Source organism: Psychroserpens sp. SPM9, from assembly GCF_025153525.1.
Classification (GTDB): domain Bacteria; phylum Bacteroidota; class Bacteroidia; order Flavobacteriales; family Flavobacteriaceae; genus Psychroserpens.
Genome location: NZ_JANZNR010000004.1, coordinates 207423 through 232715, shown reverse-complemented (window position 1 = coordinate 232715; position 25293 = coordinate 207423). Strand labels below are relative to the sequence as shown.

The window sequence follows — 25293 nt, the reverse complement described above, 5'->3', positions numbered from 1 at the left end:
AATTAACACATTTATACGCAATATTATCAGTATGTCTATTCTCATTACCAACATCAAAGAATTATTACAAGTAAGAGACACCAACGTGACAATCGTAAAAGGTAAGGATATGAAAGTCTTACCTGTTATCAAAAATGCCTATGTACTTATCGAACACGATACCATTGTAGAATATGGGCACATGGACGATTTTCAAGACACTGATGCTGATGAAATAATAGATGCTACAGGGAAAATCGTATTGCCAACCTGGTGTGATTCGCACACACATATCGTTTACGCTGGAGATAGAACTCAAGAGTTTGTAGATCGTATAAACGGACTTTCTTATGAAGCAATTGCCAATCGTGGTGGTGGGATATTAAATTCTGCTGAACAATTGCAAAACACTTCAGAGGATGATCTCTATAATCAAGCGGCCAAACGCTTAACAGAAGTTATCAAATTAGGATCGGGTGCTGTAGAAATCAAATCTGGGTATGGCTTAACTGTTGAAGCCGAATTAAAGATGCTTCGTGTTATTAAACGTTTAAAGCATGATTTTCCAGTAAAAATTAAACCAACATTATTAGCCGCTCATGCTATTCCGAAGGAATTTAAAAACAATAAAAAAGGCTTTATCGATCTCGTTGTTAATGAACTAATTCCTGCTGTAGCAGAAGAACAACTTGCCGAATACATTGATGTTTTCTGCGAAAAAGGCTATTTTGATTTAGACGATACGGCTCGGGTTTTAGAGGCCGGGAAAAAGCATCGTCTCATTCCAAAAATACACGTCAACCAGTTTAATGCCTTTGGAGGTGTGGCGCTTGGTGTGAATCATAAGGCACTTTCTATAGATCACCTGGAAGTCCTTAATCCGGAAGATATTTCAGCATTAAAAGACTCAAACACAATGCCTGTAGCCTTGCCGTCGTGTTCCTATTTTTTAAGCATTCCGTACACACCAGGACGCGCCATTATTGATGCTGGTTTGCCTCTTGCGTTGGCAACCGATTATAATCCGGGTTCTACACCTAGCGGAAACATGAATTTTGTAATATCGACTGCTTGTATCAAAATGAAACTCACGCCTGAGGAAGCGATCAATGCCGCTACAATTAATGGCGCCTATGCCATGGGGATTTCTAATCAATACGGAAGTATTTGTAGAGGAAAAAAAGCAAATTTGATTATTACCAAAGCGATTCCGAATTATTATCACTTACCTTATGCTTTTGGAGATAATTTAATAGATACCGTGATTATTAATGGTCAGAAATTTTAAATTATCTAAACACAAACTGCTTTCCAAAGCTTGTATCTCCCGTGAATTAACCGATTTTAGTTCGGTATACAACCATATCAAATCCTTGCCGTATGGCAGAACGACCAACCGAAGTGATTATGCCTCCGTTTTAAGTGAACATAAAGGCACTTGTTCTACAAAACATGCGTTTTTAAAAGCCATTGCAATTGAAAATGATGTTGAAGATTTAAAATTGTTTTTAGGCATTTTTAAAATGAATGCTCTAAATACGCCTAAGCTTAAATCGATTTTAGAATCCTATAATTTGAATTACATTCCGGAAGCGCACTGCTATTTAAAATATCATCATCAAATTTTAGATCTTACCTTCGGAACAGATACTCATCCTGCATTTGTTGCTACTTTAATGTATGAAACCTCTATTATTCCGGAGCAAATTGGTGACTATAAAGTTGAATTACATCAATCCTATCTAAAATCATGGCTTGACAACGAAGAACTCGACATGAGTTTTGATGAACTTTGGTCGATACGAGAAGCTTGTATTGCGGAAATTTCAGAATAAAAAATAAAAAACCCGAAAGCGCAAAACACTTCCGGATTTTTTACAATCAATCATCAATCGTTATTTTTACTTCAGTGTAAATTCTGAAGAAGAAATTAATTCTTTTGCATTAAAAACATTCACTACGTAACGTCCTTTTTCAAACTCATCATTTGGAGCAACAAACTCACAAATATTTAAGTTTCTGTTTTCATAGTTAAACTTGCTTATTAAGCTGTAGTTTAATACCGTTTCATCAAATTGAATTTGTTCATTAGCGCCTAATACATTGTTTTTAGGATCTAACACTTGAACATATAATTCTTTATCTCCTGCACCTACTAAGGCATTTTTAGCAACCGTATAACACACTCTAATTTTGTCACTACGTCTTGCACGCTCTGTTGGAATCAATTTCCCAGAGCTTCTTTCTATTACACCAAACCCTTTAAGATTTACCGTTTGCAATACTGCTGCATTTTCAACAACTTCAGCTAACTGCGTGTTTTGAACTAATAGAGAATCTGTGAAAACAGTACGCTCTGCTAATTGAACAGTTGTGCTATCTAAACTCGTTGCCAATAAAGAGTTTTCAATTTTAAGTTTGTCATTTTCAGCTAATAATACATCCATTTCCTCTTGTAAAGCCAAGAATTTCTTTTTGTATCGCCATAAGCTGTTTACACTGTTTTGAGAAATTTTTAAAGAATCCATAAGCCCTTGAATACGCTCTCTGGCATCTACCAAATTCTCGTTAGCTACTTCATTTTCACCAATAGCTACATCGTATTGCTTAGCCATGGTGCTTAAATCTGCCATTACTTGCTCCTTTTCTCTTGTTAAAGCAGCTTCGTTGTCTTTTTTCTCGTTGTAAAGTTTAGAGGTATAAAAACCAGTACCTAAAAATAGTGCTAATAGAATCCCTAAAGCAATTTTTAAACCTGTACTCTTACTGTTTGAATTTTCCATAAGTTTACTTTTTGTTTTTTAATTATTTAAAAACTTGTTTTTTCAATTTTAATTGTTGTTAGTTGAAGTTGAAAATAAAAATTCTGTACTTTTAATATCCCAAAATTAATCAAATTTGTTCATGGAACATTTAAAACTTTTTACGTCTTCAGAATTAAAATCAATTCTTAATAAACGTGCTAAAGAATCCAAGTTTGGAGAACACATCAAGTTACTTCCCGACTTCAACGATATATACGAGCAACTGTTAAAATTGGACGTTACTTATGTCATTTTTGGTATAAAAGAAGATGTTGGTGTCTTTGCAAACTACGGAAAAACAGGAACTTACAACGCTTGGGATGCTGTAATTAAAATTCTGTTAAATATCCAAAGTAATGTACATACGCATCCTGAAAAAGTTTTGATTTTGGGGCATTTAGAGTTTGAGACCTACCAAGAAAAAATAAAAAAATTAGATCAAACAAAGAAAAAAGACATTCAGAAAGCTCGTAAAAAAGTCTCTCGAATTGACGACTCGGTATCGTTTCTGGTCTCTCAAATTGTAAGTGCAGGAAAAATTCCGATTATTATTGGAGGCGGTCACAACAATGCTTACGGCAATATTAAAGGCACAGCATTAGCGCTAAAAAAGCCTATAAATGCTGTTAATTTTGATGCGCATCACGATTTTAGAGCTGAAGAAGGGCGGCATAGTGGCAACGGATTTAGTTATGCGTTTGCGGAAGGATTCTTAAAGAAATACTTTGTTTTTGGGTTGCACGAAAATTATACTTCCGATACTATTTTTAAAACCTTAAACAAGCTGAAAGCAATACAGTATAATACTTTTGAAAGTATGATGGTGCGCCAGGAAACCAGTTTTAATGCTGAAATGGAGGCGGCTTTAATTCATATCAATGATAAGCACTTCGGATTAGAAATTGACTGTGATGCCATTCAGGATATTCCTAGTAGTGCGATAACACCTAGCGGATTCTCTGTGAATAAAGCGCGTGCTTTTGTTAATCATTTTGGAAAGCAAGAATTGGTATCTTATCTTCATATTTGCGAAGCAGCTCCCAATGAAAACACCGAAACTCAAGTCGGTAAGCTCATCACCTACCTCTTAACCGATTTTATCAGAGCACATGAGAGCCGTTGAGATTATCCCATTTGATCCAGTTTATGCTAAAGATTTCTATGAATTAAATATAGAATGGTTACAAACCTATTTCTATGTGGAACCTTTTGATGAAGAAGTTTTAAGTAAACCTGACGTCTATATTATTGATAAAGGCGGTTATATATTTTTTGCCAAGCAAGGCGCTACTATTTTAGGAACTGTTGCACTCATGCCTACCCAAACGCCTTTGGTTTTCGAACTTACCAAAATGGCTGTGTTGACGCAGCAACGCGGACAAAAAATTGGGCAGCAACTCTTACAATATTGTATAGATTTTGCGAAAGAGAACCATTTTAAAGCACTGATGCTCTACTCTGCTACTAAATTAGAAAACGCTATTTATTTGTATAGAAAATTTGGTTTTATTGAGCAACCATTAGAACCCAACAGCCCTTATAAGCGAAGTGATATTAAAATGGAATTGAAACTAAAGTAACTTAGACAATAAAGCATCTAATTCATCACAGTATCCATTATCATCCTCACAAAGTACAGTTAATGTTTCTATCATCAATTGATTCAACGCTTCATGCTCAGGATATATGGCTTGTGCTAGTTTGAATTCGGAATACGCTCCTTTTAAATTATTACCATGAAGTCTTCTAATACCCGAATGATATAAAAAGTCAAACGCTTCTATATTTTCACGTTCGATTCTTTCTTTTTTCAAAGTTAACATTGTATTTGTTTGTCGAATCACAACTGGAGCTTTAAAATAGAAACTCGTAAAAAATAGGCCTAATAACATAATTGTAACGAGTAATGACCAACGACTCGACTTCGTAGAAGGTTGAAGTTTAAAGGTACGTTCATAAGATGGTAATGTATTACATGTAGGTCTTCTTTTTCGCTTCGAAAACGCTTTTCTTGGACGTTGTTTATAAATCCAAGAAGCCATACCAAATCCCATGTATCCTCCCATAATAGACTTTATTTATAAGTCTGTAAATCACATGGTTTGTTACATAAATCTGAAAGAATAATGCCTTTTTGAACGGGAATATTAGGCTTGAATCATAAAACAATTAAAATCATTAGCCCTAATTTTGATTCTCATCCAAAGCTTTTAACGAATCTAACTTACGCTGTAAGTCTTCAATCTCCTGAGAATTTTTATTGACTTTTGGAATGACGGTTAAAGAATCGACTATATGCTGTAAATCTTCATCGCTTATTTCTTCCTTATAGAAGTAACCAATTCCTTCACTGGCTCTCCAGGCTTCGTTTAATTGGTCGTATACTTCTTTATCCCAAGTGCTCGGATGTTTAACATCAATCCAAATCACATCGCGATATTCGCTATCAATCAAAACCAAATCAGGAGTTGCCGAACCGTCAAATTGTTGCGCATTGGTATCACTAATTGCCGAAATTGTTCCTAAGAAAAACATACGTTTTCGTCCAGCAATATCTTTAATATAAGGTCTGAATTCTACAGGTGTGTTGGCTGTCCAATCAATTTCTTTTCTCGATTCTTTCACCTTTAATGGCATAGCAGATACTCCTGCGTAGCCTTGCTTTTTTGAAGCGTGATCATAATAGTATAATTCGTCTCGTCCATCGGCTGGTACAAACACACTGTAGCTTAAACTTGTACGCTCGTCACCAACAGGCTCTAATCCAAACCAATGGTACAAACCACTATAAGCCTTACTTTCTGAACCTGCAAAATCGAAATCGGTCACATAGGGCTGTTGATTCTGGTCTTTAGGCATTTCAGGAATTTTTACAGCCGTTTCCATATTCCATGGCAACGGATCACTAAATCCGCCTAAAAATTTTAAAGATTCTGCCTGGAGACGTGATACTTTTTCGGCCAAAGTATTTTGTTTGTTGAGATAAGGATAGTTTTTCATTTCATCGGGCGCAATAAATGTACCTTTACCAATAGCAATACGTTCGAGATAATCATTAAAATCATGCTCGCCGCTTTCTATAACCATAACACCTCCAAAACTTGGATACGGAAAGAAAAAGCCTTTCCACTTGATTAAACTCACCACTTGAACCCATTCTCCCGAATCGTTTTTCATATAAAATGTATCACTTGGCTCATAATTAAAAAGCATCCAAGGATTAAAACGCTGTACAACAGCATTGTAAGTATTACGACTAAACTTTAAGGATTCTCCTATCGAAAAAGTGACGGGAATACGATTTTCATTCGAAAACCTAGGAAAAGGCGTTGTGCTGGACACGGAAAACACTTCTTCGGTATTATCACTTATTTGCTGCATGACATACTTTTCAGAAGGTTGAATAGCCATGGTCCATTTATTTTCATCATCGACACGCACTAAATGTGGCAAGGATACATCTTTGGTCTCTCCAACGCTTTCATTAGCCATAGAAAAAATATTTCTTAAAGGCTGAATACGTTCATTTTGCGTTAATGGCAACTCATTGATTTCAACTTTATTCAAATCATTGAAAACATTATACGTTTTCATATAGTCGTATAGTTTGAGGTGCCAGCCAACTACGTAAATCAAAGTAAAAAACACCAAAAGAATTCCTAGAATTCCTAAACGTCTTCCTGTACTTGCTGAACTTCTGAATTTTTTCAATCCAAAATATAAGACCACTAAACTCAATATAATGATAAAGAGGTATTTTCTGAAAAATAATAAGGCAGGTTGGTAATCATCACGCAACACAAAAAGAGCGATGAGTAGTATGAGTCCGACAATAATAGTAATGCCTTTTTGCTTTTTTCCTTTGTTCCAGTAGTTTTTTAACATATAAATTAATTCTGTCAGCTCGAGCGCAGTCGAGACTTTGTTTAAAACCTCTTGCCTACTGCACACTATACTTTAATTAATAAACTCAAGTATGGCTAGAGGTAATATTTATAAAATACTAAGATCCTGAAGCGTTTCAGGATAACAATGTTTACATAAGACCTTTATCTTTTAGACGTTCGCGAGCCGATTTTTCATTCATCTTTTCGGTAGGCTCGGTTTTAATTTCTTCTTTAGCCTCTTCAACAACTTTGGGATCTCTGGTTTTTAAATCTTCAATAAAATCTTTACCCTTTTCAACGACATTGTCAAAAGTGTCTTCTAAAGATTCACTTTGCTTTTCTATAACCTTGCTGGATTTTAGTACAAAATTCGCGAGGTATGTTCCCAATAAGGTTCCGGCAGCAAATGAAGAAAACGCTGAAACACCAACATAACTACTAAAAACAGCAATGGGTGTTAAAAATTCAACAATTACAGCTGCAATTAGAACAATAGCTACCACAAAGATTAAACGCGGTAAAAATGCCTGTTGATAAACAAAGCCTTTTTTACTGTCTGCAGGCATTTGCAATTCTTTGCTATTGACTATTTTATTAACAAAACGGTACGCACCATTACCATTGGATTCTCTCCAATAGAGAAATATTCCAAATAGAATCGCTACGATAAATATGATAAGTTCTAATCCCATTGTTTTTTTGTATTAGTTGATGCTTTATAAAGTTAGTCTAAATTTCTTATATATTGTTACGAATCGTTTCAATCACCCAATCTTGTAAGGATTCATCCCAGATTTGGTATTGCTTATAAAACTCGTGTTTATCATACCAGTACATAAATAGCACATCTTTAGGCGCGATATGTATTAAAAGCTTCCATATTAAATCCTGATGCTTTGGATGCAAGCTTGAATGTGGCTCATGCAAGGCTATGAACAAATCTTTATCGACAATATCTGAAATTTTATACTGATTGCTCGTTTCTAATTTTTCGAGGTAACGTTCAACACTCATGACTTTTTTTCGTGTATCGATATCAACTTTGTTTAAATAACTTTTGAATAATAATGGATCATTCAAAATGTCTTTAACTGGATGTGCTGTATCTTTTAAATACTGAGCAAATACATATTTTTTAATTCGCTCATAACGTTTGGTTTTGACCGTATCTTCTAAATCGTAAGTGATAATAATATGGTCGCGAAGTTTATCGATAAGCTCTGGTTGCGAAATATGAAAGATAAAGACGTCATGAACAGTATCTTTAATAGCCTCTTTATACCACTTCATATCTTCAAAAATGACAATAGGAGAAATAAAATCTCTTAAAACATAAACACCTCCAAAAGATTTGGTGAAGAATGAATCTGTGACATAACTCATAGATCTGAGATTGAGATCACGCTCCCGCAAATCGCCATATTTATTGGCAGAATCTAAAAGCAACTGATGCAATTCTTCATCGATAAAATTATTGGCATGATTAAATTTTTCAATGAGCTGTAATTGTTCTTCCCTTACATTATCAAGATTATCAATGAGGTGAAATCTAATCGTAATGGTCTGATATCGCAAGACATCTAAAGGCTCATAAAAGGCATCGATGTTTTGATCAAAGTCAATACAAATCGCTGAATCTCGTGTAATATCATTAATTTTATCGCCATGTGTTTTAAAAATTTGAAGCATCATATCCCTATCAAAGGTATGATATGGAGCATATACTGGCTTTTTATTTTGCAATGGTGAAATAATGATGCCGTGCGGATTAGATTCGCCGTTACATAAATAGTTTTCATTGTTCTTTTCTTCGGCGACTTCTGGACTCCAACCAATACCATCAATTGAAAAATGGGTAAGTTTGGTTTCTGTGAATCCTAATTTTTTCAGGCATTTATTATAACGCTCAACTAATTTCCCGCTTACGGGAATTAATTCACTTCTGTAAAGATTTGCTAATTTTAGTTTATCCATTTTAGTCTAATACCTTATGAATTTGTAAATATTGTAATAGCACGATGGTTCGGGTATCTTTAATTTCTCCTTGATTAAGCATTTCAATTACTTCCGAAAAAGGAAGTTCTAATACTTCAATATCTTCTTGTTCGCTATCCAATCCGCCACCAACAAATTGCTTCATATGGTCTTCATACTCTGCAATAAAAAAATGCTGTTTTTCGGTTAAGACACCTGGCGAAGAAAAAGCTTCATAAACTTTTTTTATCGTCTTTATATCATAACCAATTTCTTCTCTGGTTTCTCTTATGATACAAGCTTCGGGATTATCATTATCTAATAAGCCGCCACAAATTTCAATCAAAAAACCATCACCATTAGCATTCATATAAGTTGGCATTCTGAATTGTTTAACCAAAACAACTGTGTTTTTCTTTTTGTGATACAAAAGGATGCAGGCACCATCACCTCTATTGTAAACTTCACGATGCTGTCTAACCCATTTTCCATCAGACATTTTATAATCAAAAGATACCTTTTTAAGACTATAGTGATCATCAGAAAGAATTTTCTCTTGAATCTCTTTTATATGGCTATTCGCGTTTTCCAAACTGTTCTCTTGCTTCTAAATCGATATTTAACTGATTAACTCTAGCATCTACTTTACGTTTAAAATCGGTATCAGCAATAGTCGCTACATTATCTAAATAACGCACTACTTCTTGTCGGCGGATTTCAGAAAAATCCAAGCCTTTCATATTTGCCCGCATCAATTCCTGCAACATATTGAACTTGGTCTCGTAATCCTTTTTAAAGTAAAAATCAGGATTTTCAAACCAATCTTCTTCCAAATCAAAATCGGTTAAACGCAAAGAGACGGCACTCTGAATATTTCGGACATCACGAGACGAGAAAAACGGAAATAACTTCTGAATTTCCTTATACAAATTCGCATAAAACAAATGCTGATTGGTTTTAAAATGCTTTTCGGTTTTATCGTAAGCCTCCAAAACACGCTCTTCGGTTGGTTTATCAGATACGTTTAAGATTTCTCCCATGTTTTTCGCCAAGCCTTGATCCTGGAGATAACTATAATTTTCTGGACCTTGCATATTGACGAAGTCTGGCATCGTCGCATCCAACTTGCGCCACCACAAATGATCCTGATCTAAAAAGTCGTGTTCGGTACGTGCGCCATCAATTTTAAAACGACCTTGCACACGTGAAATAACTGCTTTATCTAACATTTCAGGAAGGTTGGTGAATAGTCCTATAGAACTATTTCCATAATTGACCGCATAGGCGCCTTCGGTGTAACGCAAAAAGACACCAATCACTTCTTTTACACCTGCGGAAACGCCTTGTGCTGTACGTTCCTGTAAATTATTTTCGGCATCATCTATAGGTGCAAATATAAGTTTTGAAGGGTCTTGTAAGGGTTTCATCCACTCGACCATTTTTTCGGCAGAACCACCTTGAAATGTTGAAATCAAAGTATCTGGCATTGGGTGAAATAAAAACGGAATGTCTAAGTTGTCGCAATGCTCTTTTAAACGTGTTGCAATCGCTGCAATTAACATACTTTTTCCAGTTCCCGGAATACCGTAACCCATAAAAACTGGCATGAATCCGCCTAATTCTTGAAACGGATTTTTCTTAGCTTCAAAATCGTAGCTTAGCATACGTTCGGTTAAACGACGTGCGAAATGCTTGGCATCTCTATTTCCTACAATTTGTTCGAATTGAATTTTATTGAATTCTACACTTTTTGCAGCACCTTGAAAAACATTGTCCCAGCCTGAAATTGCAAAGTCTGAATTTTCAAGTTTATAGGTGCGATCGACAATTGATTCGGTGTATTCTAAGCTGCTTTTACGCATTTGAATTTCGTCGATTAGCGCTTCAAAATACACGACTGTAAAATCGATAACATCTTTATCTGATTTAATAATTTCAGGATGTCCTAAATATTTGTCGTAATAAAATAAGGCACATGAAATCCCTTTAAGTGGTGACATTAATGACACTTCAGGAATTCCAGCAAATTTATTTTTCATAACACTCAAATCATCTGAGGCCATGACTTTTAAATCGTGTAAGATCTTATAAGATGTGGCAAACAACAAAAATGCTGTTGCCGTTTGCATTTTACTTTCGTACTCCCGTTTTCCGGAGTTATCAAGTGCTGATTTGTTTTCAGCTAAACTCGACAGCCCTGAGGCATCATAATAGCTGTCTTTAACCCAAATCCCTAAGGTGATTCCTTCTTGAACAGCATATAAGGTTTGGTTTAAATGCAAGGGAATCGCTATAGATTCAGGTAACAGGCGCTTTTTTAACTCGAGGATTGTTTTTGACACCGAAGTAATGTCGGCACCTCCATTTCCTTTAGCACGAGATAAGTATAATAAAATAGACTCATCTTTAGCGTCTTTATCTTTATTTTTAGCACGTTGCCCTTGTTCCCACTGTACACTTTTTATATAGGAAGTAGCTTCATCACGAAGCATATCAAGTTCATTTTGTTTTATAGGAAATGTTGAGTTGTGTTCCATTCTTTTATATTAGTCTTCAGTATCAGTCACAGCTTTCAAATAGAGAATACTGCGACGATCACTTATTTTTATCTTATTTTAAATCTGCAATCTGAATAGGCGCTTTAGCCAGTTTATTCATGATTTCAGGAGTTTTGTTATACAGCAATTGTATGATTCGGTGAGGTGCAAAGACATAACGTTGTCTAAAAATAGCGTCCCATTTTTGAAAGGTTTGCTTGCTGAAAAAGCTACCTTCTTTAAATTCACTTTTAGAGCTTACTTCGTCTATTTTGAATGAAATGGCATACGATTCTAACGGAATGGCTTTTTGGCTAATCCCTTCTAAAATGGCATGAGTCACTTTATTTTCATCTTTTGCAAAGACATTATGAATTGGACCCAAATCGATGCGTTTGATACGCTTAGGATATATCTTAGGTAAACGCTTATCAATAGCATAAGCCATCATATCTAAGGCCAGTTCTCTATCGGCAACCGTTTTAAGAGCATAATAAATATCGTCTCTGTCTTTGAGCGGATCTCTGCCGCCTTCATAATCAAAATACATATAACAAATAAACGGTCTGTTATGCGAGACTTCATAAAAACTCCAGCTCACCAAATACTGTCCTGGAGATCCTTGAGGTGCGTCAATAATTTTTCCTTGTACAAAACGATTGAAAATGTATTCTTTTTTTGCGGATTTATAGTAGACGATTGAGGCTGCCTGAAATAACTTACGCTTAGCAATAGGCTCTTTTTTTCGCAATAGTGTATCTAAAAATTCTGCTTTTAAAACATCGACGTTTGTTAACTTTCCCAAATAATCTTCACGCAATCCTAAGTCGTTAAACAAATACCGAAATTCCAAATAATTAGGAAAGCCAGAGTCGGTTAAATCGACTTTCATATTTTCTTCGTCATCATACATGTATTTGATACGCATTGCTTCAATAGAATACAATAGTAAGTCGCAATATTGTTTGAACAATAGAACTTCTTTATCATTTAAAAGCTGTTGTTGTTGCACAGCAACTATAAGCTCTTTGAGCGTGAAATCTATCATTTTATGATAAAACACATACTGCTCTTTAGAGTCTAATACTGCTGAATCTAATGGTGTTACAATCATATTTCAGTAAACAGTTGACCGTATTTAATAAGCTAAATACATGACATTCAATTTTGCGTTAAGGATTGATACGGCATCCTTTTTTCGCTTTCAGAAAAAAGATATAGAGGAAAGCCTGCCCAGACGATGCTTTTGGGCATGTCTGGGAACGCCATCATTATATTAAGACAACAAATCGTCATCGTTAGCCTCTGGTTTTGGTTCACCTGCTGGCTCACCACCATCTGCTGGTGCATTTGGATCGGCTTTATAATATTCGTCGAAAATTTCCTTCATATCAATACCATAACGATCGGCAAAGTTTTTCTGGATTTCGGCATCTTTAGTTCTGATTTCTTTAAGCGCTTCGGCATAGCTTCCATAAACGCCTTGCATCACTTTTTCGTGTACCGGAATATTATCCATCATTTCCTGACGCGCTTTCGCACTCGCGGTATGCATTGCTGCTAAAGTTTCTCCAATATGCTCATCGGTTTTAACTCCTAAATGCTCTAAAATTGCAGCAAACTCCTGATCTGTACGTGCTTTTAAAGCGACCACATAACCATCATAATACTTAAGACGCTCATCGGTATCACTTTTTAATTTCGCACGATGCGTTTGCAAATTACTACGTAAAGATGTCAATACTTTTATGGTCAAATTATGCTTGTGCACGAAGCTATCTTTTGAAGCGGCAAGTGTGGTATACGCGTTTTTAAGTCCTTCAAGTTCCTCCACTTTTTGTTCAAGCTGAGTTACTTTCTCTAAGGCTTCAGAATATTCTGTAGATTGCTTATCGGCAACCTCTTCTAAAGCTTGACGCGCTTGTTTTAGTAAAGCATACTGCTCTTCAAGTTTAGTTTCTACTTCTTTTTTCTTCTGAAGGGCTTTGGTATGATTGTTACTCGCTTCGACAATAGCTGTTTTTAAACTTTCTTCAACCTCTTTGATTTCAAGTTCTCTGTCTTTTAAACGTTTGATAGCTGCCTGACTTTTAAATGATAATTCGTTTAAAAGTGTTTGTACATCGGCATTTTCAATACGTTGCTGAAACATTGCCTTAGCTTTATTATCGGAAGCATCGCGTTCTTTCTGAGCCGCTTTAAGTTCCTCTTCTGCTCTTTTGATTTTACCTTTTCTACCAAAAAGATTATTCCAAAACGTATCAGGTTTTGCATTGGCATCTTCCAATTCAATTTTGGCACGTTCTAAACGTTTGACAGCATCATCAATGATTTTTTGTTCGGCTGCGTTTAATGCAGAAAACCCTTCGAACATAATTCCGACTTCATCTTGATAATCGGTTAAATCTTTAATAGCATCGAGTAGTGTTGACCTATCTTTTTCGGCCATATCCACAACATTGTCTAACGTTGCATTTAAGATTTTTTGACGACTTTCAGGATCATCTTCTTGGGCAAGCTTAGACTTCATCTGGTCTATGGCTTTTCCCCAATTTACATCTACTTTTTCAGTTTTTTCGTTGGAATTCGTTTCTAATAAATCAAAATCATCAGACATATTATGTTGTGTATTAGGTTGAACAATATTTCGGACAAGCAATTTCGTTAAAAAATATGATTTTAAAAACTTAATGCGCTTAAAATATGAGTCATCAATTATAATATTTTGTTACAAACTTTATTTACCAATCATTTGTAATTATCTTTAAGTTCTTAAAACTTATATATTATGAAACATTTGTATTTACTATTGCTTTTAGGCTGTTTATTAGCGATTTCTTGTAAAACAGATCCAAAACCGGCTACCACTGATGCTATGGAAGCCAATTCTAAAGATTTGGTTTCTGAAACCCCTTCAAAAGAAAACAGTTTAAGTATTCATCCTATTTCACATGCCACAATGGCTTTAACTTATGGAAACGATGTGATTTATGTTGATCCTACTGGAGGCGCTCAAGCCTTTAAAGGTTTGCCTATGGCAACTACTGTTTTGATAACAGATATACATGGCGACCATTTTGATTTGAAGACTCTATCTGGTTTAAATTTGTCTAAAGCAACGGTTATTGCACCAAAAGCTGTTGCCGATTTATTTCCTGAAGATTTAAAAACAGGAAAAACCGTTGTTTTAAATAATGATGATGCTTTTGAAGTTTCCAGTGGATTTTCCGTAAAAGCTATTCCGATGTACAATTTACGCGAAGAGGCTTTACAGTTTCATTCTAAAGGCAGAGGAAATGGCTATGTGTTAACCCTTGGAGGTGAGCGTATTTATATTTCTGGCGATACGGAAGACATTCCTGAAATGAGAGCCTTACAACAAATTGATAAAGCATTTGTTTGTATGAATTTGCCCTGGACAATGACGGTTGATAAAGCCGCTGAAGCCGTTATGGAGTTTAAACCTAAAACCGTTTATCCTTATCATTACAGAGGCAAAGACGGAATGAGTGATGTGAAAAAATTTAAAACACTTATCAACCAAGGTGATGAGAGTATTGAAGTGATTCAACTCGATTGGTACAATTAACATATATTAATTTTATCGATTAAGTGTAACTTTTTATAGATAAATGACTTGTTATTTAAATATTATTGTATATTTGAGAACCAAATCTAAATAAACATAGTGTAATGCTAACTACCTATACATCAAACATTTCTTTGGTAAGTACCATTCAACTTACCATAGTTCTCATTGTTACAGCTTCTATTTTCTTAGTGTTTATCGCTGTTGCGATTATTAAAATGTATAAGTTGAAGGCAGAAAACAAAAGGTTAACAGATAACAGTTTCTATAAAAAAGAAGTTGACAAGAGTTATCAGGATTTTACTGATGGTCATTTATATGATAATAATAACAATTAGTATGGATGTTAACCTCGCAAAAATAACAAGCATTCTATCCATAGCAATAGTCACGTTACTTGTGTTATTGATTTTAAACTTAATTAAAGTCAACGCTTTAAAAAAAGAAAACAATACACTCAAAAAACGTCTTAACAAATCATAAAAAAAGCCAGCATTTGCTGGCTTTTTTTTTATACTTATAGGTTCAAAATTATCGGACTAATTTCTTATACTTAATACGTTTCGGCATTAAATCACCACCTAATCGTTTCTTTTTATTTTCTTCATAATCTGAGAAACTTCCTTCAAAGAAATAGACTTGGCTATCACCTTCAAAAGCAAGAATATGTGTACAAATACGATCTAAAAACCATCTGTCGTGAGAAATCACAACAGCACATCCTGCAAAATTTTCTAAACCTTCTTCTAAAGCTCTTAAAGTATTAACATCAAGATCATTGGTAGGCTCGTCTAATAACAAAACGTTTCCTTCTTCTTTGAGTGTCATTGCTAAGTGTAAGCGGTTACGCTCACCACCAGAGAGTAAGTTTACTTTTTTATTTTGCTCACTACCCGAAAAATTAAATCGGCTCAAATACGCTCTCGAATTTACCTGTTTTCCTCCCATCATTACCAACTCTTGCTCATCGCTAAAGTTTTGCCAGATCGTTTTTTCAGGATCAATATTAGAGTGCTTTTGATCTACGTAAGCAATTTTTGCCGTTTCGCCGACAATAAATTCGCCTTTATCAGGTGTTTCTTCACCCATAATCATTCGGAAAATTGTTGTTTTACCAGCACCATTCGGACCAATAACACCAACAATTCCAGCCTGTGGTAAATTAAAATTTAAATCTTCATAAAGCAATTTATCACCATAGCCTTTACTCACACCTTTGGCTTCAATAACATTGGTTCCTAAACGCGGACCATTAGGAATGTAAATTTCAAGCTTTTCATCCAACTGCTTTTGATCTTGACTCATGAGTTTATCATAGTTCTTCAAACGAGCTTTTTGCTTGGTTTGTCGACCTTTTGCTCCTTGACGCACCCATTCTAACTCACGTTCTAAAGTTTTTTGACGCTTAGAAGCCGTCTTACTTTCTTGAGCCATTCGTTTTGATTTTTGATCTAACCAAGACGAGTAATTCCCTTTCCAAGGAATCCCTTCACCTCTATCGAGCTCTAAAATCCAACCCGCAACATTGTCTAAAAAGTATCTATCGTGTGTAACTGCAATAACAGTTCCTTTGTATTGTGCTAAATGATGTTCTAACCAGTGAACCGATTCGGCATCCAAATGGTTGGTTGGCTCATCTAATAATAACACATCAGGTTCTTGTAATAATAAACGACACAAAGCAACTCGGCGACGCTCACCTCCAGAAAGTACAGCAATCTTTTTATCGCCTTCAGGTGTTCGCAATGCATCCATAGCGATTTCCAGTTTGGTATCGAGTTCCCAGGCATTTGCGGCATCGATTTGATCTTGTAATTCGGCTTGACGGTTCATTAGTTTTTCCATTTTATCTGGATTACTATAGACTTCTTCTAAACCGAATTGATCATTAATTTTATTGTATTCATCAAGAATGGCAACAGTTTCCGCAGCACCTTCTCTAACAACTTCCATGACCGTTTTATCATCATCTAGTTGTGGTTCTTGCTCTAAATAACCAACCGAATAATCTTGCGAAAAGACCACATCTCCTTGGTAGTTTTTATCAACACCTGCAATAATTTTAAGCAAGGTAGACTTACCCGAACCATTTAAACCAAGAATTCCGATTTTTGCACCATAAAAGAAACTTAGGTATATATTTTTTAAAACTGGTGTGTTAGCCGACTGAAACGTCTTTGTTACACCAGACATTGAGAAAATTACTTTTTTATCGTCACTCATTATACTCTACCTTTTAAAGCATTAAACACCCAAGCAATAGCAAAAAAGCCAATTCCAACCGCTGCAAATCCCCATCCTGCGACATCGTCGTATCGAAAGGCGCCTAAAGCTATTAAACCTAATCCTACTATTACCATTATTGTGGTAGCCCAAGCTAACACTGTATTTTTATTCATTGCCATAATTCAATTTTTATTAAGGGAATTACAAATATCGTATTTTTAAACCTAAGAAGTCAACTTCTGTTTTTCTATTTTTTCAAAAGGATTTAAAAATAATTAAATTTTTAATGGTATTGTAACGCGAATAATTCCTATTCTAAAAACCGCTTAATATTACAAACTTCAGAATGTTTGTTGATTACAAAAATATCAATTAGCGCATTTTATCTAATAAATCACTTAACTGTTTGGCTTCAGTTTCTGTAAGATTTTTAAGCATTTCATTATTAAAATCCATTGGGATAGACGCTAACAAAGCAATTCCGGCTTTTGTAATTGCTATTTTGACCACACGTCTGTCCTGTTCTGAAGGCAAACGCTCTATATAGTTTTTCGCGCATAGTTTATCCATTAAACGGGTTGCATTTGGAGCGCGCTCTAACATTCGATCCTTAATGGTTTGTACATTAAGTGGTTGCTTGGCACCTTTTAATATTCTCAAAATATTATACTGCTGAGGCGAAATACCGTAATCTTTAAAAAATTCATTTTGAATACTCGTAATCCAATTTGCTGTATAAATAATATTCAGCATGGCTTTAACTTTGTTATTTTCAAACGTTGAATTAATGTCTTTCTCTAAATTGCCCATAATACGTTCAATTAGTTCTAAAACAGTACATCATTGTATTCGCTTCGCTTTTTAAATACGGCTGCTGCAAACGGACATAAGGGTAAAATTTTTACCTGCTGATCTCTAGCATAGCTTACAGCAGCCTCAACCAATTTGTAACCAACACCTTGCCCTTTTAATGACGAATCTACTTCGGTGTGATCTATGATTAATTTATCTGCGCCTACCCGACTGTAAGTCATTTGAGCCTGTTCTACACCATCTACTTTATAATAAAAGCGTCCTTTTTTTTCGTTATGTTCACTTTGAATTTCCATGATTATAAATGTGTTTTTAACTGATTGACTTCATCCACTAACTGTGCGTTGAGTGTATCATTTGTAATTTTTCCTTCTTGAAAATTTGCCGTAAAAGATGGCAATGAAAATGTACCTACAATTTGTCCGCCCATATACGGAAAACGTCCTTTAGCAATTTCCAATACTGTAGCACCACCTCTACCGCCAGGAGAGGTTGCCATAAGGAGCATTGGTTTCTCGCTCCACAACTTCCCATCAATACGAGACATCCAATCAAAAATGTTTTTAAAAGCGGTACTATAAGCACCATTGTGTTCTGCTAGAGACATTACAATCCCATCAGATGATTTTATATGCTCTAAAAATTTGTGTGCATTATCTGGAATACCATGCTCTATTTCGTAGTCGATGCCGTACAACGGTAATTCAAAATCATTTAAATCTAAAACAGTAACTTCAACATCTTCAATTAAAGATGAAGCATAAACTGCTAATTTTTTATTGATAGAATCCTTACTGTTACTCCCTGCGAATGTTATTATTTTTTTCATTTATATATAGTTTTATAACACAAATATAATATACTTTCCTAGGAAACTATTTCCATGTAATTAATTTTAACAAATTATTCACTTTTTAATCCGTTGCTGGTTTCGTAAATTCGTACGAAATTAACTGCACTATGGATTTAAACTTCAATAAAAACGAAGATCATAACAAACTACTGCTCTCCGACTTGAAAAAGCGACTTGCTCAAGTCAAGCTTGGTGGTGGTGAAAAGCGCATTGCTAAACATCATTCTAAAGGAAAAATGACGGCCAGAGAACGTATAGATTTCCTTTTAGATTCAAAAAAGCCATCAATAGAAATTGGTGCTTTTGCTGGTGAAGATATGTATGCTGAACATGGTGGTTGTCCGTCTGGTGGTGTGGTTATAAAAATCGGTTATGTTAAAGGAAAACAATGCATTGTCGTAGCTAATGATGCCACTGTAAAAGCTGGCGCCTGGTTTCCTATAACTGGAAAAAAGAATTTAAGAGCTCAAGAAATCGCTATAGAAAACCGCCTGCCTATTATTTATCTGGTAGATTCTGCTGGTGTCTATTTACCAATGCAGGATGAAATATTTCCCGACAAGGAACATTTCGGACGCATATTTAGAAATAATGCCGTAATGAGTAGTATGGGAATTACTCAAATTGCTGCCGTTATGGGAAGTTGTGTTGCTGGAGGAGCTTACTTACCAATTATGAGTGACGAGGCGTTAATTGTTGATAAAACAGGGAGCATCTTTCTCGCTGGTAGTTACCTGGTAAAAGCGGCTATTGGCGAAACTATAGATAATGAAACCTTAGGTGGTGCGACAACACATTGTGAAATTTCTGGAGTTACCGATTATAAAGCCAAAGATGATCAAGATGCGTTGGAAACTATTCAGCGCTTGATGGATAAAATTGGAGATTACGACAAAGCTGGTTTTAATCGTGTAGCTGCAAAAAAACCGAAAGAGAATCCTGATGATATCTTCGGAATTTTACCGCGTTCCAGAGCCGACCAATACGACATGAAAGATATTATCAAACGTCTTGTTGATAATAGCGAATTTGATGAATACAAGGAAGGTTACGGAAAAACTATAATCACAGCCTACGCACGTATCGACGGTTGGGCTGTTGGTATTGTTGCCAATCAGCGTAAACTGGTTAAAACCAAAAAAGGCGAAATGCAATTTGGAGGCGTGATTTATAATGATAGTGCCGATAAGGCCACACGTTTTATTGCGAATTGTAATCAGAAGAAAATTCCGTTGGTCTTTTTACAAGATGTGACCGGATTTATGGTTGGAAGTAAATCTGAACATGGTGGGATTATTAAAGATGGTGCTAAAATGGTGAATGCTGTGAGTAATTCGGTGGTTCCAAAATTTACGATTGTCATCGGAAATAGTTATGGCGCAGGAAATTATGCTATGTGTGGGAAAGCCTACGATCCAAGACTTATTGCGGCATGGCCAAGTGCCGAACTTGCTGTAATGAGTGGTAATTCTGCTGCAAAAGTTTTACTTCAAATTGAAAAAGCATCGCTCCTTAAAAAAGGAGAAGAAATTACCGAAGCGAAAGAAAAAGAACTTTTCGACAAGATTAAAAACCGATATGACAATCAAGTTTCACCCTATTATGCTGCTGCTCGTATCTGGACAGACGCTGTGATAAATCCGTTAGATACGAGAACATGGATAAGTATGGGTATTGAAGCGGCAAACCACGCACCTATTGAAAAGCCATTCAATATGGGTGTTTTACAAGTTTAAGATGTCGTCAAACAAAACCACATCTCCAGTTTACATTATCCTCTTACTTATATTAGCTGGTGAAGCGGTTTTTATTCTACCTTTTGTTTTACAGCGCATTTTTAGATCTACCTTTTTAGAATCCTTTTCTATGGATCAAACCGATCTAGGAAGCTGTTTTTCTATCTACGGAACTGTAGCGCTTTTTTCCTATTTGATAGGTGGCCCACTAGCTGATAAGTTTAAACCGCATGTATTAATGTCGGTTGCACTGATGCTTACGGCATTTGGCGGACTCTATTTGGCGACGTATCCATCACTGGGAAACCTTCATATCCTTTACGGATTCTGGGGTTTTACAACGATTTTCTTGTTTTGGGCTGCCATGATTAAAGCCACCAGGATTTGGGGAGGTTCTCAAAAACAAGGGATTGCTTTCGGTTTTTTGGATGGTGGTCGCGGACTCGTAGCAGCCATTTTTGGATCGGTTGGTGTTTTAATCTTTTCTTTTTTCATTACAAAAGACATTGAACTTACTTCAATTACCGAGCGTCGCGAAGCTTTTAAACATGTGATTACCTATACGTCTTTAGCCATCATGGGAATTGCTATTTTGGTGTTTTTCTTGTTGCGATTTAAAACTTTAGAAAACAACAATAGCATTAAGCCCAAAGTATTTACACTTGAAAACTTTAAAATGGTTATGAAATTTAAAGCCGTCTGGCTCTTGATGATTATCATTTTATGTGCTTATTACGCTTACAAAATGACTGATGTGTTTAGCCTTTATGCTGAAGACGTCATGCTTTACAATAAGATTGAATCGGCTAAAATTGGCACCTATCTTCTTTATATGCGACCAGTTATTGGTGTCGTTATTGGCTTATTGGCAGATCGTACCAGAGCATCGCTATGGATAATTATTGGGTTTTTATTAATGACAATAACAAGTCTCGTATTTGCTTCTGGGATTATTAGTGATAGTACAACATTGTTATTTGCATTGTCTATAGGCACCATGGCTTTAGGCGTTTACTCTGCTCGTGTCTTGTATTTTGCAACGCTTGAAGAAGGGAAAATTCCGTTAGCAATTACAGGAACTGCGGTTGGATTTATCTCTGTGATTGGCTATACGCCAGATATTTTTGCCGGACTTTTATATGGTTATTTCCTTGATGAATATAAAGGTGAAACCGGACATCAAATTGCTTTTGCTATTATGGCCGGATTTACCTTTATAGGCTGCATAGCTTCGTTTTTATTTTATCGATTAAATACTACTTCTAAGACCTAATCGCTTTCTTTTTTTAATATAAACACAAGCATAAAAAAAGGCAATTTGATACACAAATTGCCTTCTAAAAACAGACACAAAATTTAAAAAAATCTAAAACCAACCATCAACTAGTATCTGCTTTTTAAAACCTTACCGTTCCTACTTCGTACTCGTCTTCATCTTCAGAAAGTCGCATAATTTGAATGTTTTTAGTTTCGTCTTTAGTGCCATAATTGGTAAACATGGTGATTTTTAATGTGGTGGGTCCAGATATTTTCTGAGTTTCACTTCCGAAGTAATCAACAATCACCTCATAATTTCCTGCAATGGCTTCTTTTAATAGGAATTCTTCCGGACCGTAACCTTCTGTTAAATCTTCTGATAATCGACCACCAGTATTCGACTTTTTATTCCCAAAATAGACTTTCTCATTTTTCGGATTGACGACCCATAAATCGATATCGGTATTGTCTTGATTCCAATCTATTACAACACGTACATCGATTTCCAAATCATTAAACAATTCACGTTGCTGTTCCGTAATCTGTAACTCTTTTTCATGTAATTTCAGTAAGTGGCAAGCTTCTACATAGGCAATTTGTTCGATACCTAAAAAACGCTCATCCTCGTCTTTTTCTAACAGCGCACCATCTACAATTTTATACAACAAATCAAATGCTTTCTGATAGTGTTTGGTTGCTTCATAAGCCAAAGCCAAATCTCTATACGATTGCGGATGCTCAGGGCGTAGCTCTAAGACTGCTTCGTAAACATAAACTGCAGATTCATAATTTTGCATCGCTTCAAGCTTATAAGCCAAGGCGCGCATAAGTTCATGATTATCAATATCGATCTCTATCAAATTGGTTAATATTTGAATCGCTATTTCACTTTCATTTTTAGATTCGAAAAAATCAGCAACATCTAAGAAAAATGCAGGAACATTGTGATAGGTGTTTCTCAAATCTAAATAGGTTGTAAAAGCTTCAGCAATGGTTTTGGTTTTAGCTAATACTTCAATATACTCGGCATCTGGCGTCCATGGTTTGATTTTAAATTGGTTATCAATCTTTTCATTCAGTAAATTGATGTCTTCTTCTTTTGTTTTCAGACCTTCTTTAGTTGTTATCACCACAACTCCATTGGCTGCTCTATGCCCATAAATAGCCGTCGCTCCGTCTTTATTTAAAATATCTATTGAAGCAATATCGTCTTGGTTTAAAGATTTATAGGTGCCTTCATCCATTGGAGCGCCATCAACAATATAGAGCGCTTCATTATTTTGATTATGAGAGGTTACACCACGTATGATAATAGTTGAATTTGCGCCTGGCTGACCAGAGCCTGTAGCAATATTTAAGCCTGGAGCACGTCCAGATAAAACCTTCACAAAATCTTGATTAGAGCGATCTTCAATAATTTCTTCAGAAACGATAACTGATGCCGAAGTATAAGATTTTTTATGCACAGTAGCATAAGCCATCACAACGACTTCGTCTAATTGTGCATCGCCGCTAAGAGCAACATTAATTTGTGTGGTATTTTCATTAACTTCCTGTTCGATTGTTTTAAAACCTACATAAGTGACTACGATAACTTCGCCTTGCTTAGCTTGTATACTAAACTTACCATCAAAATCACTTTGAACTCCACGTGTCGTTCCTTTTATCATGACATTTGCTCCCGGAAGTTCTATACCATCATCTGCGGACGTAATCATACCTGAAATGGTGCGTTCTTCTCCGTTTAAATTAGACGAAGCATTTACCGTCGTTATGGTGCTATTTTCACCATGAATGACAGAATTTCCTTGAGTTGAAGACCCATTGGTTTCTTGTGAAGCTACTTGCTGTGAAGTGGCATTCGTTTCGGGTGTAGACGGTTTTTTATCTTCTTCTACTGGCTTTGAAAAATCCTTATCATACCAACTCATTAAATCTTGATAGGTTTCAAATAACTCTGACTTTCTATCATTTAAATCTTCTAAGCGATCCTCTTCATCATCATTTACCATTTGTAACTGAGCTTTATAGTCGGCCATTAGTTCTTTTGGAGGTTCAATTTTATAGCGCACATAATCTTCAATTCGGTCTAAAACTATCATTGAAGTATAAGCGGTAATCAAATGATAGCGCTTGGCTAAATCTATAATTTCTGTCTTATTTTCTTTTTCATTTTTCGATAAAAAATTTAGCTTTTCTTTAGCCCATAAACGTTTGACCAAGGCATTGTTTTCTTTAGTATCAATGGTGATGCTCACAAGTTTCTTTTCATTTTCATTATAACCAAAATAGAGTTCTAATGTCGTCGCTTTACTAAAACGCCCACTCAATGAAAAGTCCCCTTGAATGCTCGCAAATTTCTTCGGAAATACTTCGGAAACATTCTTGTTGGTTTTATAGCCTAAAAATTTATAGCTTTCATTAATCAGAAATTCAAAGGCACGATCAACGGGTTGTACATTGAGGTTAATATATTGAGAACCTGAATCGTTGGCCATATTGATAAGCTTTTCATGGTTGGAAGCATTGACAGCATTAATGGCTGTTATTGGCTTTTCTGAAGAATTCATAGCACCTAAATTATCCATGCCATCTGAGAAGAGTAAATTGTCTTCACTAATGTATGCACCCAGATTTAGATATGACGTTCCGCCATCGTAAACTGTATTAGTAATAGTATGCTTTAAATGGGACCAATCACCATTTTTGACTTTGAAATCTGTATGCTTTTTAATAGAATTACTAAAAACGACGAGTTTTACGTCTACATTTTTTAAATACTTAAAATATGTATCCAGCAACTGAATCTCTTTATTCAATTTTCGGTATTTCATCGAATAGGAAGCATCCCAAAATACAGTTATGGTTTTAGGTTTTGTTTTAGGTCTGGGTTTTACATCTAATGTTTTGTACACATTAAAGTAATCGCGATAAACCGTAACTGCCTGCGATGTTATTTTTGGGAACTTCACTCTAATGGTCTGTGAAGGTGCAAATTTTGATTTTTTGAAATCGGCCTGTAGCTTTCCGTCATGCGCTTTAAAAGTCAAGCCTTTATAATGTGTTTGTTCTATTGAAGGTTTGCTTTTTCCTGAAAACTGCTCGATTGCTATAGAAAACTGGTCCAGTTTCTTTTTATAACTCAACGGAATTTCCATCACGTGATAGCCTTCCGAAGCCAATAACTTTTGCTCAAATGTGATTACAATACGTTTACTTCCATTTGCCGGAATAGGATATACACGGGCTTTGTAGTTATTACCTTTTGTTTTTTCTAATAATCCTGGGTCGATAGTTTGACGGGTTGTATTTTCGAAAGCTACTCTGCCTTGTTCTTTTTCTACGATTACGGCATCTCTTAAGGTACCATTCACATCCATAGCAAAGTGCGTAACCGACTGTCCTTGTCCTAAAGGAAATGCAAGCTCACCTTCTAAAATCCTATTTTGAGGATTATAAAATAGCATGTCGTAAGTGGTTGTAGCGCGATTGCCTATCACCGTACTTTTTATGTCTAATGTAGATAATCGTAAATGATCTTCTCCTACCTTGACCTCTGGCATGGTTTGAGTATATGCAATAGATGCTGTGCAAACTAGTGTAATGAAAAGTAAAATATGTTTCATGATGGTTGGATT

At 35.5% G+C, this 25293-nt stretch carries 23 protein-coding genes; 8 read left to right on the top strand and 15 right to left on the bottom strand.

The window, feature by feature from the left end; all coding sequences use genetic code 11:
* The first annotated feature begins 31 nt into the window (after positions 1–31).
* Together hutI and N4270_RS10010 are read left to right on the top strand one after the other, a co-directional pair.
* The gene (gene hutI / locus N4270_RS10015; protein ID WP_260096959.1) at positions 32–1267 is read left to right on the top strand and encodes an imidazolonepropionase; all 1236 of its coding nucleotides are present in this window, start codon (positions 32–34) and stop codon (positions 1265–1267) included.
* The gene (locus tag N4270_RS10010) at positions 1251–1814 is read left to right on the top strand and encodes a hypothetical protein (RefSeq protein ID WP_260096958.1); all 564 of its coding nucleotides are present in this window, start codon (positions 1251–1253) and stop codon (positions 1812–1814) included. Before hutI ends, N4270_RS10010 begins: the two co-directional genes overlap by 17 nt.
* A gap of 66 nt (positions 1815–1880) precedes the next feature.
* On the opposite strand, the gene N4270_RS10005 is transcribed toward N4270_RS10010, so the two are convergent.
* Entirely contained in the window at positions 1881–2762 is an 882-nt protein-coding gene (locus N4270_RS10005; protein ID WP_260096957.1) for a chromosome partitioning protein ParA, read from the bottom strand.
* A gap of 121 nt (positions 2763–2883) precedes the next feature.
* Between N4270_RS10005 and N4270_RS10000 the strand changes: the two genes are divergently transcribed.
* Both N4270_RS10000 and N4270_RS09995 read left to right on the top strand, forming a co-directional pair.
* Positions 2884–3906, top strand: coding sequence for a formimidoylglutamase (locus tag N4270_RS10000; RefSeq protein WP_260096956.1), 1023 nt, complete (start codon positions 2884–2886; stop codon positions 3904–3906).
* Entirely contained in the window at positions 3893–4363 is a 471-nt protein-coding gene (locus tag N4270_RS09995; protein WP_260096955.1) for a GNAT family N-acetyltransferase, read from the top strand. Before N4270_RS10000 ends, N4270_RS09995 begins: the two co-directional genes overlap by 14 nt.
* Here N4270_RS09995 and N4270_RS09990 read toward each other — a convergent pair.
* The 8 genes from N4270_RS09990 to N4270_RS09955 form a co-directional block, all read right to left on the bottom strand.
* Positions 4355–4849 (bottom strand): hypothetical protein, encoded by a 495-nt coding sequence (locus tag N4270_RS09990; protein WP_260096954.1) that lies wholly within the window; start codon positions 4847–4849, stop codon positions 4355–4357. The genes N4270_RS09995 and N4270_RS09990 overlap by 9 nt on opposite strands.
* A gap of 118 nt (positions 4850–4967) precedes the next feature.
* The gene (locus N4270_RS09985) at positions 4968–6668 is read right to left on the bottom strand and encodes a hypothetical protein (RefSeq protein ID WP_260096953.1); all 1701 of its coding nucleotides are present in this window, start codon (positions 6666–6668) and stop codon (positions 4968–4970) included.
* 151 nt (positions 6669–6819) lie between these two features.
* Positions 6820–7362 (bottom strand): hypothetical protein, encoded by a 543-nt coding sequence (locus N4270_RS09980; protein ID WP_260096952.1) that lies wholly within the window; start codon positions 7360–7362, stop codon positions 6820–6822.
* A gap of 46 nt (positions 7363–7408) precedes the next feature.
* A complete protein-coding gene (locus N4270_RS09975; RefSeq protein WP_260096951.1) occupies positions 7409–8644 on the bottom strand; it encodes a DUF6638 family protein in 1236 nt (411 codons plus the stop codon).
* Position 8645: 1 nt separating this feature from the next.
* Positions 8646–9236 (bottom strand): GDP-mannose pyrophosphatase NudK, encoded by a 591-nt coding sequence (gene nudK / locus N4270_RS09970; RefSeq protein ID WP_260096950.1) that lies wholly within the window; start codon positions 9234–9236, stop codon positions 8646–8648.
* Positions 9220–11181: an AAA family ATPase gene (locus tag N4270_RS09965; RefSeq protein WP_260096949.1), complete on the bottom strand. Its 1962-nt coding sequence runs from the start codon at positions 11179–11181 to the stop codon at positions 9220–9222. Before N4270_RS09965 ends, nudK begins: the two co-directional genes overlap by 17 nt.
* 73 nt (positions 11182–11254) lie before the next feature.
* Positions 11255–12295, bottom strand: coding sequence for a hypothetical protein (locus N4270_RS09960; protein ID WP_260096948.1), 1041 nt, complete (start codon positions 12293–12295; stop codon positions 11255–11257).
* A gap of 162 nt (positions 12296–12457) precedes the next feature.
* Positions 12458–13798, bottom strand: coding sequence for a microtubule-binding protein (locus tag N4270_RS09955; protein ID WP_260096947.1), 1341 nt, complete (start codon positions 13796–13798; stop codon positions 12458–12460).
* Positions 13799–13969: 171 nt separating this feature from the next.
* Between N4270_RS09955 and N4270_RS09950 the strand changes: the two genes are divergently transcribed.
* Positions 13970–14770, top strand: a complete 801-nt coding sequence (locus tag N4270_RS09950; RefSeq protein WP_260096946.1) for an MBL fold metallo-hydrolase — start codon at positions 13970–13972, stop codon at positions 14768–14770.
* A 104-nt stretch (positions 14771–14874) separates the two neighbouring features.
* Complete coding sequence (locus N4270_RS09945) at positions 14875–15108, top strand: hypothetical protein (protein ID WP_260096945.1); 234 nt, start codon at positions 14875–14877, stop codon at positions 15106–15108.
* Positions 15109–15301: 193 nt separating this feature from the next.
* On the opposite strand, the gene ettA is transcribed toward N4270_RS09945, so the two are convergent.
* From ettA to N4270_RS09920, 5 genes are all read right to left on the bottom strand, one after another.
* Positions 15302–16993, bottom strand: a complete 1692-nt coding sequence (gene ettA, locus N4270_RS09940) for an energy-dependent translational throttle protein EttA (RefSeq protein WP_260096944.1) — start codon at positions 16991–16993, stop codon at positions 15302–15304.
* A complete protein-coding gene (locus tag N4270_RS09935) occupies positions 16993–17175 on the bottom strand; it encodes a CAL67264 family membrane protein (protein ID WP_045474501.1) in 183 nt (60 codons plus the stop codon). Before N4270_RS09935 ends, ettA begins: the two co-directional genes overlap by 1 nt.
* 193 nt (positions 17176–17368) lie before the next feature.
* Complete coding sequence (locus tag N4270_RS09930) at positions 17369–17806, bottom strand: MarR family winged helix-turn-helix transcriptional regulator (protein WP_260096943.1); 438 nt, start codon at positions 17804–17806, stop codon at positions 17369–17371.
* Positions 17807–17823: 17 nt separating this feature from the next.
* On the bottom strand, positions 17824–18105 hold the full coding sequence (locus tag N4270_RS09925; protein ID WP_260096942.1) for a GNAT family N-acetyltransferase: 282 nt from the start codon (positions 18103–18105) through the stop codon (positions 17824–17826).
* A gap of 2 nt (positions 18106–18107) precedes the next feature.
* Positions 18108–18638 (bottom strand): NADPH-dependent FMN reductase, encoded by a 531-nt coding sequence (locus N4270_RS09920; protein ID WP_260096941.1) that lies wholly within the window; start codon positions 18636–18638, stop codon positions 18108–18110.
* Positions 18639–18769: 131 nt separating this feature from the next.
* Between N4270_RS09920 and N4270_RS09915 the strand changes: the two genes are divergently transcribed.
* Positions 18770–20398, top strand: a complete 1629-nt coding sequence (locus N4270_RS09915; protein WP_260096940.1) for an acyl-CoA carboxylase subunit beta — start codon at positions 18770–18772, stop codon at positions 20396–20398.
* A gap of 1 nt (position 20399) precedes the next feature.
* Positions 20400–21671, top strand: coding sequence for a nitrate/nitrite transporter (locus N4270_RS09910; RefSeq protein ID WP_260096939.1), 1272 nt, complete (start codon positions 20400–20402; stop codon positions 21669–21671).
* 124 nt (positions 21672–21795) lie between these two features.
* Here N4270_RS09910 and N4270_RS09905 read toward each other — a convergent pair whose 3' ends face one another.
* Positions 21796–25281 carry a VIT domain-containing protein gene (locus N4270_RS09905; RefSeq protein WP_260096938.1) on the bottom strand — a complete coding sequence of 1162 codons (3486 nt, stop codon included), beginning with the start codon at positions 25279–25281 and terminating at the stop codon, positions 21796–21798.
* Positions 25282–25293: the final 12 nt, after the last annotated feature.

Excerpts from the sequence above, each read along its gene's own strand:
- hutI (WP_260096959.1), top strand. The coding sequence starts at position 32 with ATGTCTATTCTCATTACCAACATCAAAGAATTATTACAAGTAAGAGAC.
- N4270_RS10010 (WP_260096958.1), top strand. The coding sequence starts at position 1,251 with ATGGTCAGAAATTTTAAATTATCTAAACACAAACTGCTTTCCAAAGCT.
- N4270_RS10005 (WP_260096957.1), bottom strand. The coding sequence starts at position 2,762 with ATGGAAAATTCAAACAGTAAGAGTACAGGTTTAAAAATTGCTTTAGGG.
- N4270_RS10000 (WP_260096956.1), top strand. The coding sequence starts at position 2,884 with ATGGAACATTTAAAACTTTTTACGTCTTCAGAATTAAAATCAATTCTT.
- N4270_RS09995 (WP_260096955.1), top strand. The coding sequence starts at position 3,893 with ATGAGAGCCGTTGAGATTATCCCATTTGATCCAGTTTATGCTAAAGAT.
- N4270_RS09990 (WP_260096954.1), bottom strand. The coding sequence starts at position 4,849 with ATGGGAGGATACATGGGATTTGGTATGGCTTCTTGGATTTATAAACAA.
- N4270_RS09985 (WP_260096953.1), bottom strand. The coding sequence starts at position 6,668 with ATGTTAAAAAACTACTGGAACAAAGGAAAAAAGCAAAAAGGCATTACT.
- N4270_RS09980 (WP_260096952.1), bottom strand. The coding sequence starts at position 7,362 with ATGGGATTAGAACTTATCATATTTATCGTAGCGATTCTATTTGGAATA.
- N4270_RS09975 (WP_260096951.1), bottom strand. The coding sequence starts at position 8,644 with ATGGATAAACTAAAATTAGCAAATCTTTACAGAAGTGAATTAATTCCC.
- N4270_RS09965 (WP_260096949.1), bottom strand. The coding sequence starts at position 11,181 with ATGGAACACAACTCAACATTTCCTATAAAACAAAATGAACTTGATATG.
- N4270_RS09960 (WP_260096948.1), bottom strand. The coding sequence starts at position 12,295 with ATGATTGTAACACCATTAGATTCAGCAGTATTAGACTCTAAAGAGCAG.
- N4270_RS09955 (WP_260096947.1), bottom strand. The coding sequence starts at position 13,798 with ATGTCTGATGATTTTGATTTATTAGAAACGAATTCCAACGAAAAAACT.
- N4270_RS09950 (WP_260096946.1), top strand. The coding sequence starts at position 13,970 with ATGAAACATTTGTATTTACTATTGCTTTTAGGCTGTTTATTAGCGATT.
- N4270_RS09945 (WP_260096945.1), top strand. The coding sequence starts at position 14,875 with ATGCTAACTACCTATACATCAAACATTTCTTTGGTAAGTACCATTCAA.
- ettA (WP_260096944.1), bottom strand. The coding sequence starts at position 16,993 with ATGAGTGACGATAAAAAAGTAATTTTCTCAATGTCTGGTGTAACAAAG.
- N4270_RS09935 (WP_045474501.1), bottom strand. The coding sequence starts at position 17,175 with ATGGCAATGAATAAAAATACAGTGTTAGCTTGGGCTACCACAATAATG.
- N4270_RS09930 (WP_260096943.1), bottom strand. The coding sequence starts at position 17,806 with ATGGGCAATTTAGAGAAAGACATTAATTCAACGTTTGAAAATAACAAA.
- N4270_RS09925 (WP_260096942.1), bottom strand. The coding sequence starts at position 18,105 with ATGGAAATTCAAAGTGAACATAACGAAAAAAAAGGACGCTTTTATTAT.
- N4270_RS09920 (WP_260096941.1), bottom strand. The coding sequence starts at position 18,638 with ATGAAAAAAATAATAACATTCGCAGGGAGTAACAGTAAGGATTCTATC.
- N4270_RS09915 (WP_260096940.1), top strand. The coding sequence starts at position 18,770 with ATGGATTTAAACTTCAATAAAAACGAAGATCATAACAAACTACTGCTC.
- N4270_RS09910 (WP_260096939.1), top strand. The coding sequence starts at position 20,400 with ATGTCGTCAAACAAAACCACATCTCCAGTTTACATTATCCTCTTACTT.
- N4270_RS09905 (WP_260096938.1), bottom strand. The coding sequence starts at position 25,281 with ATGAAACATATTTTACTTTTCATTACACTAGTTTGCACAGCATCTATT.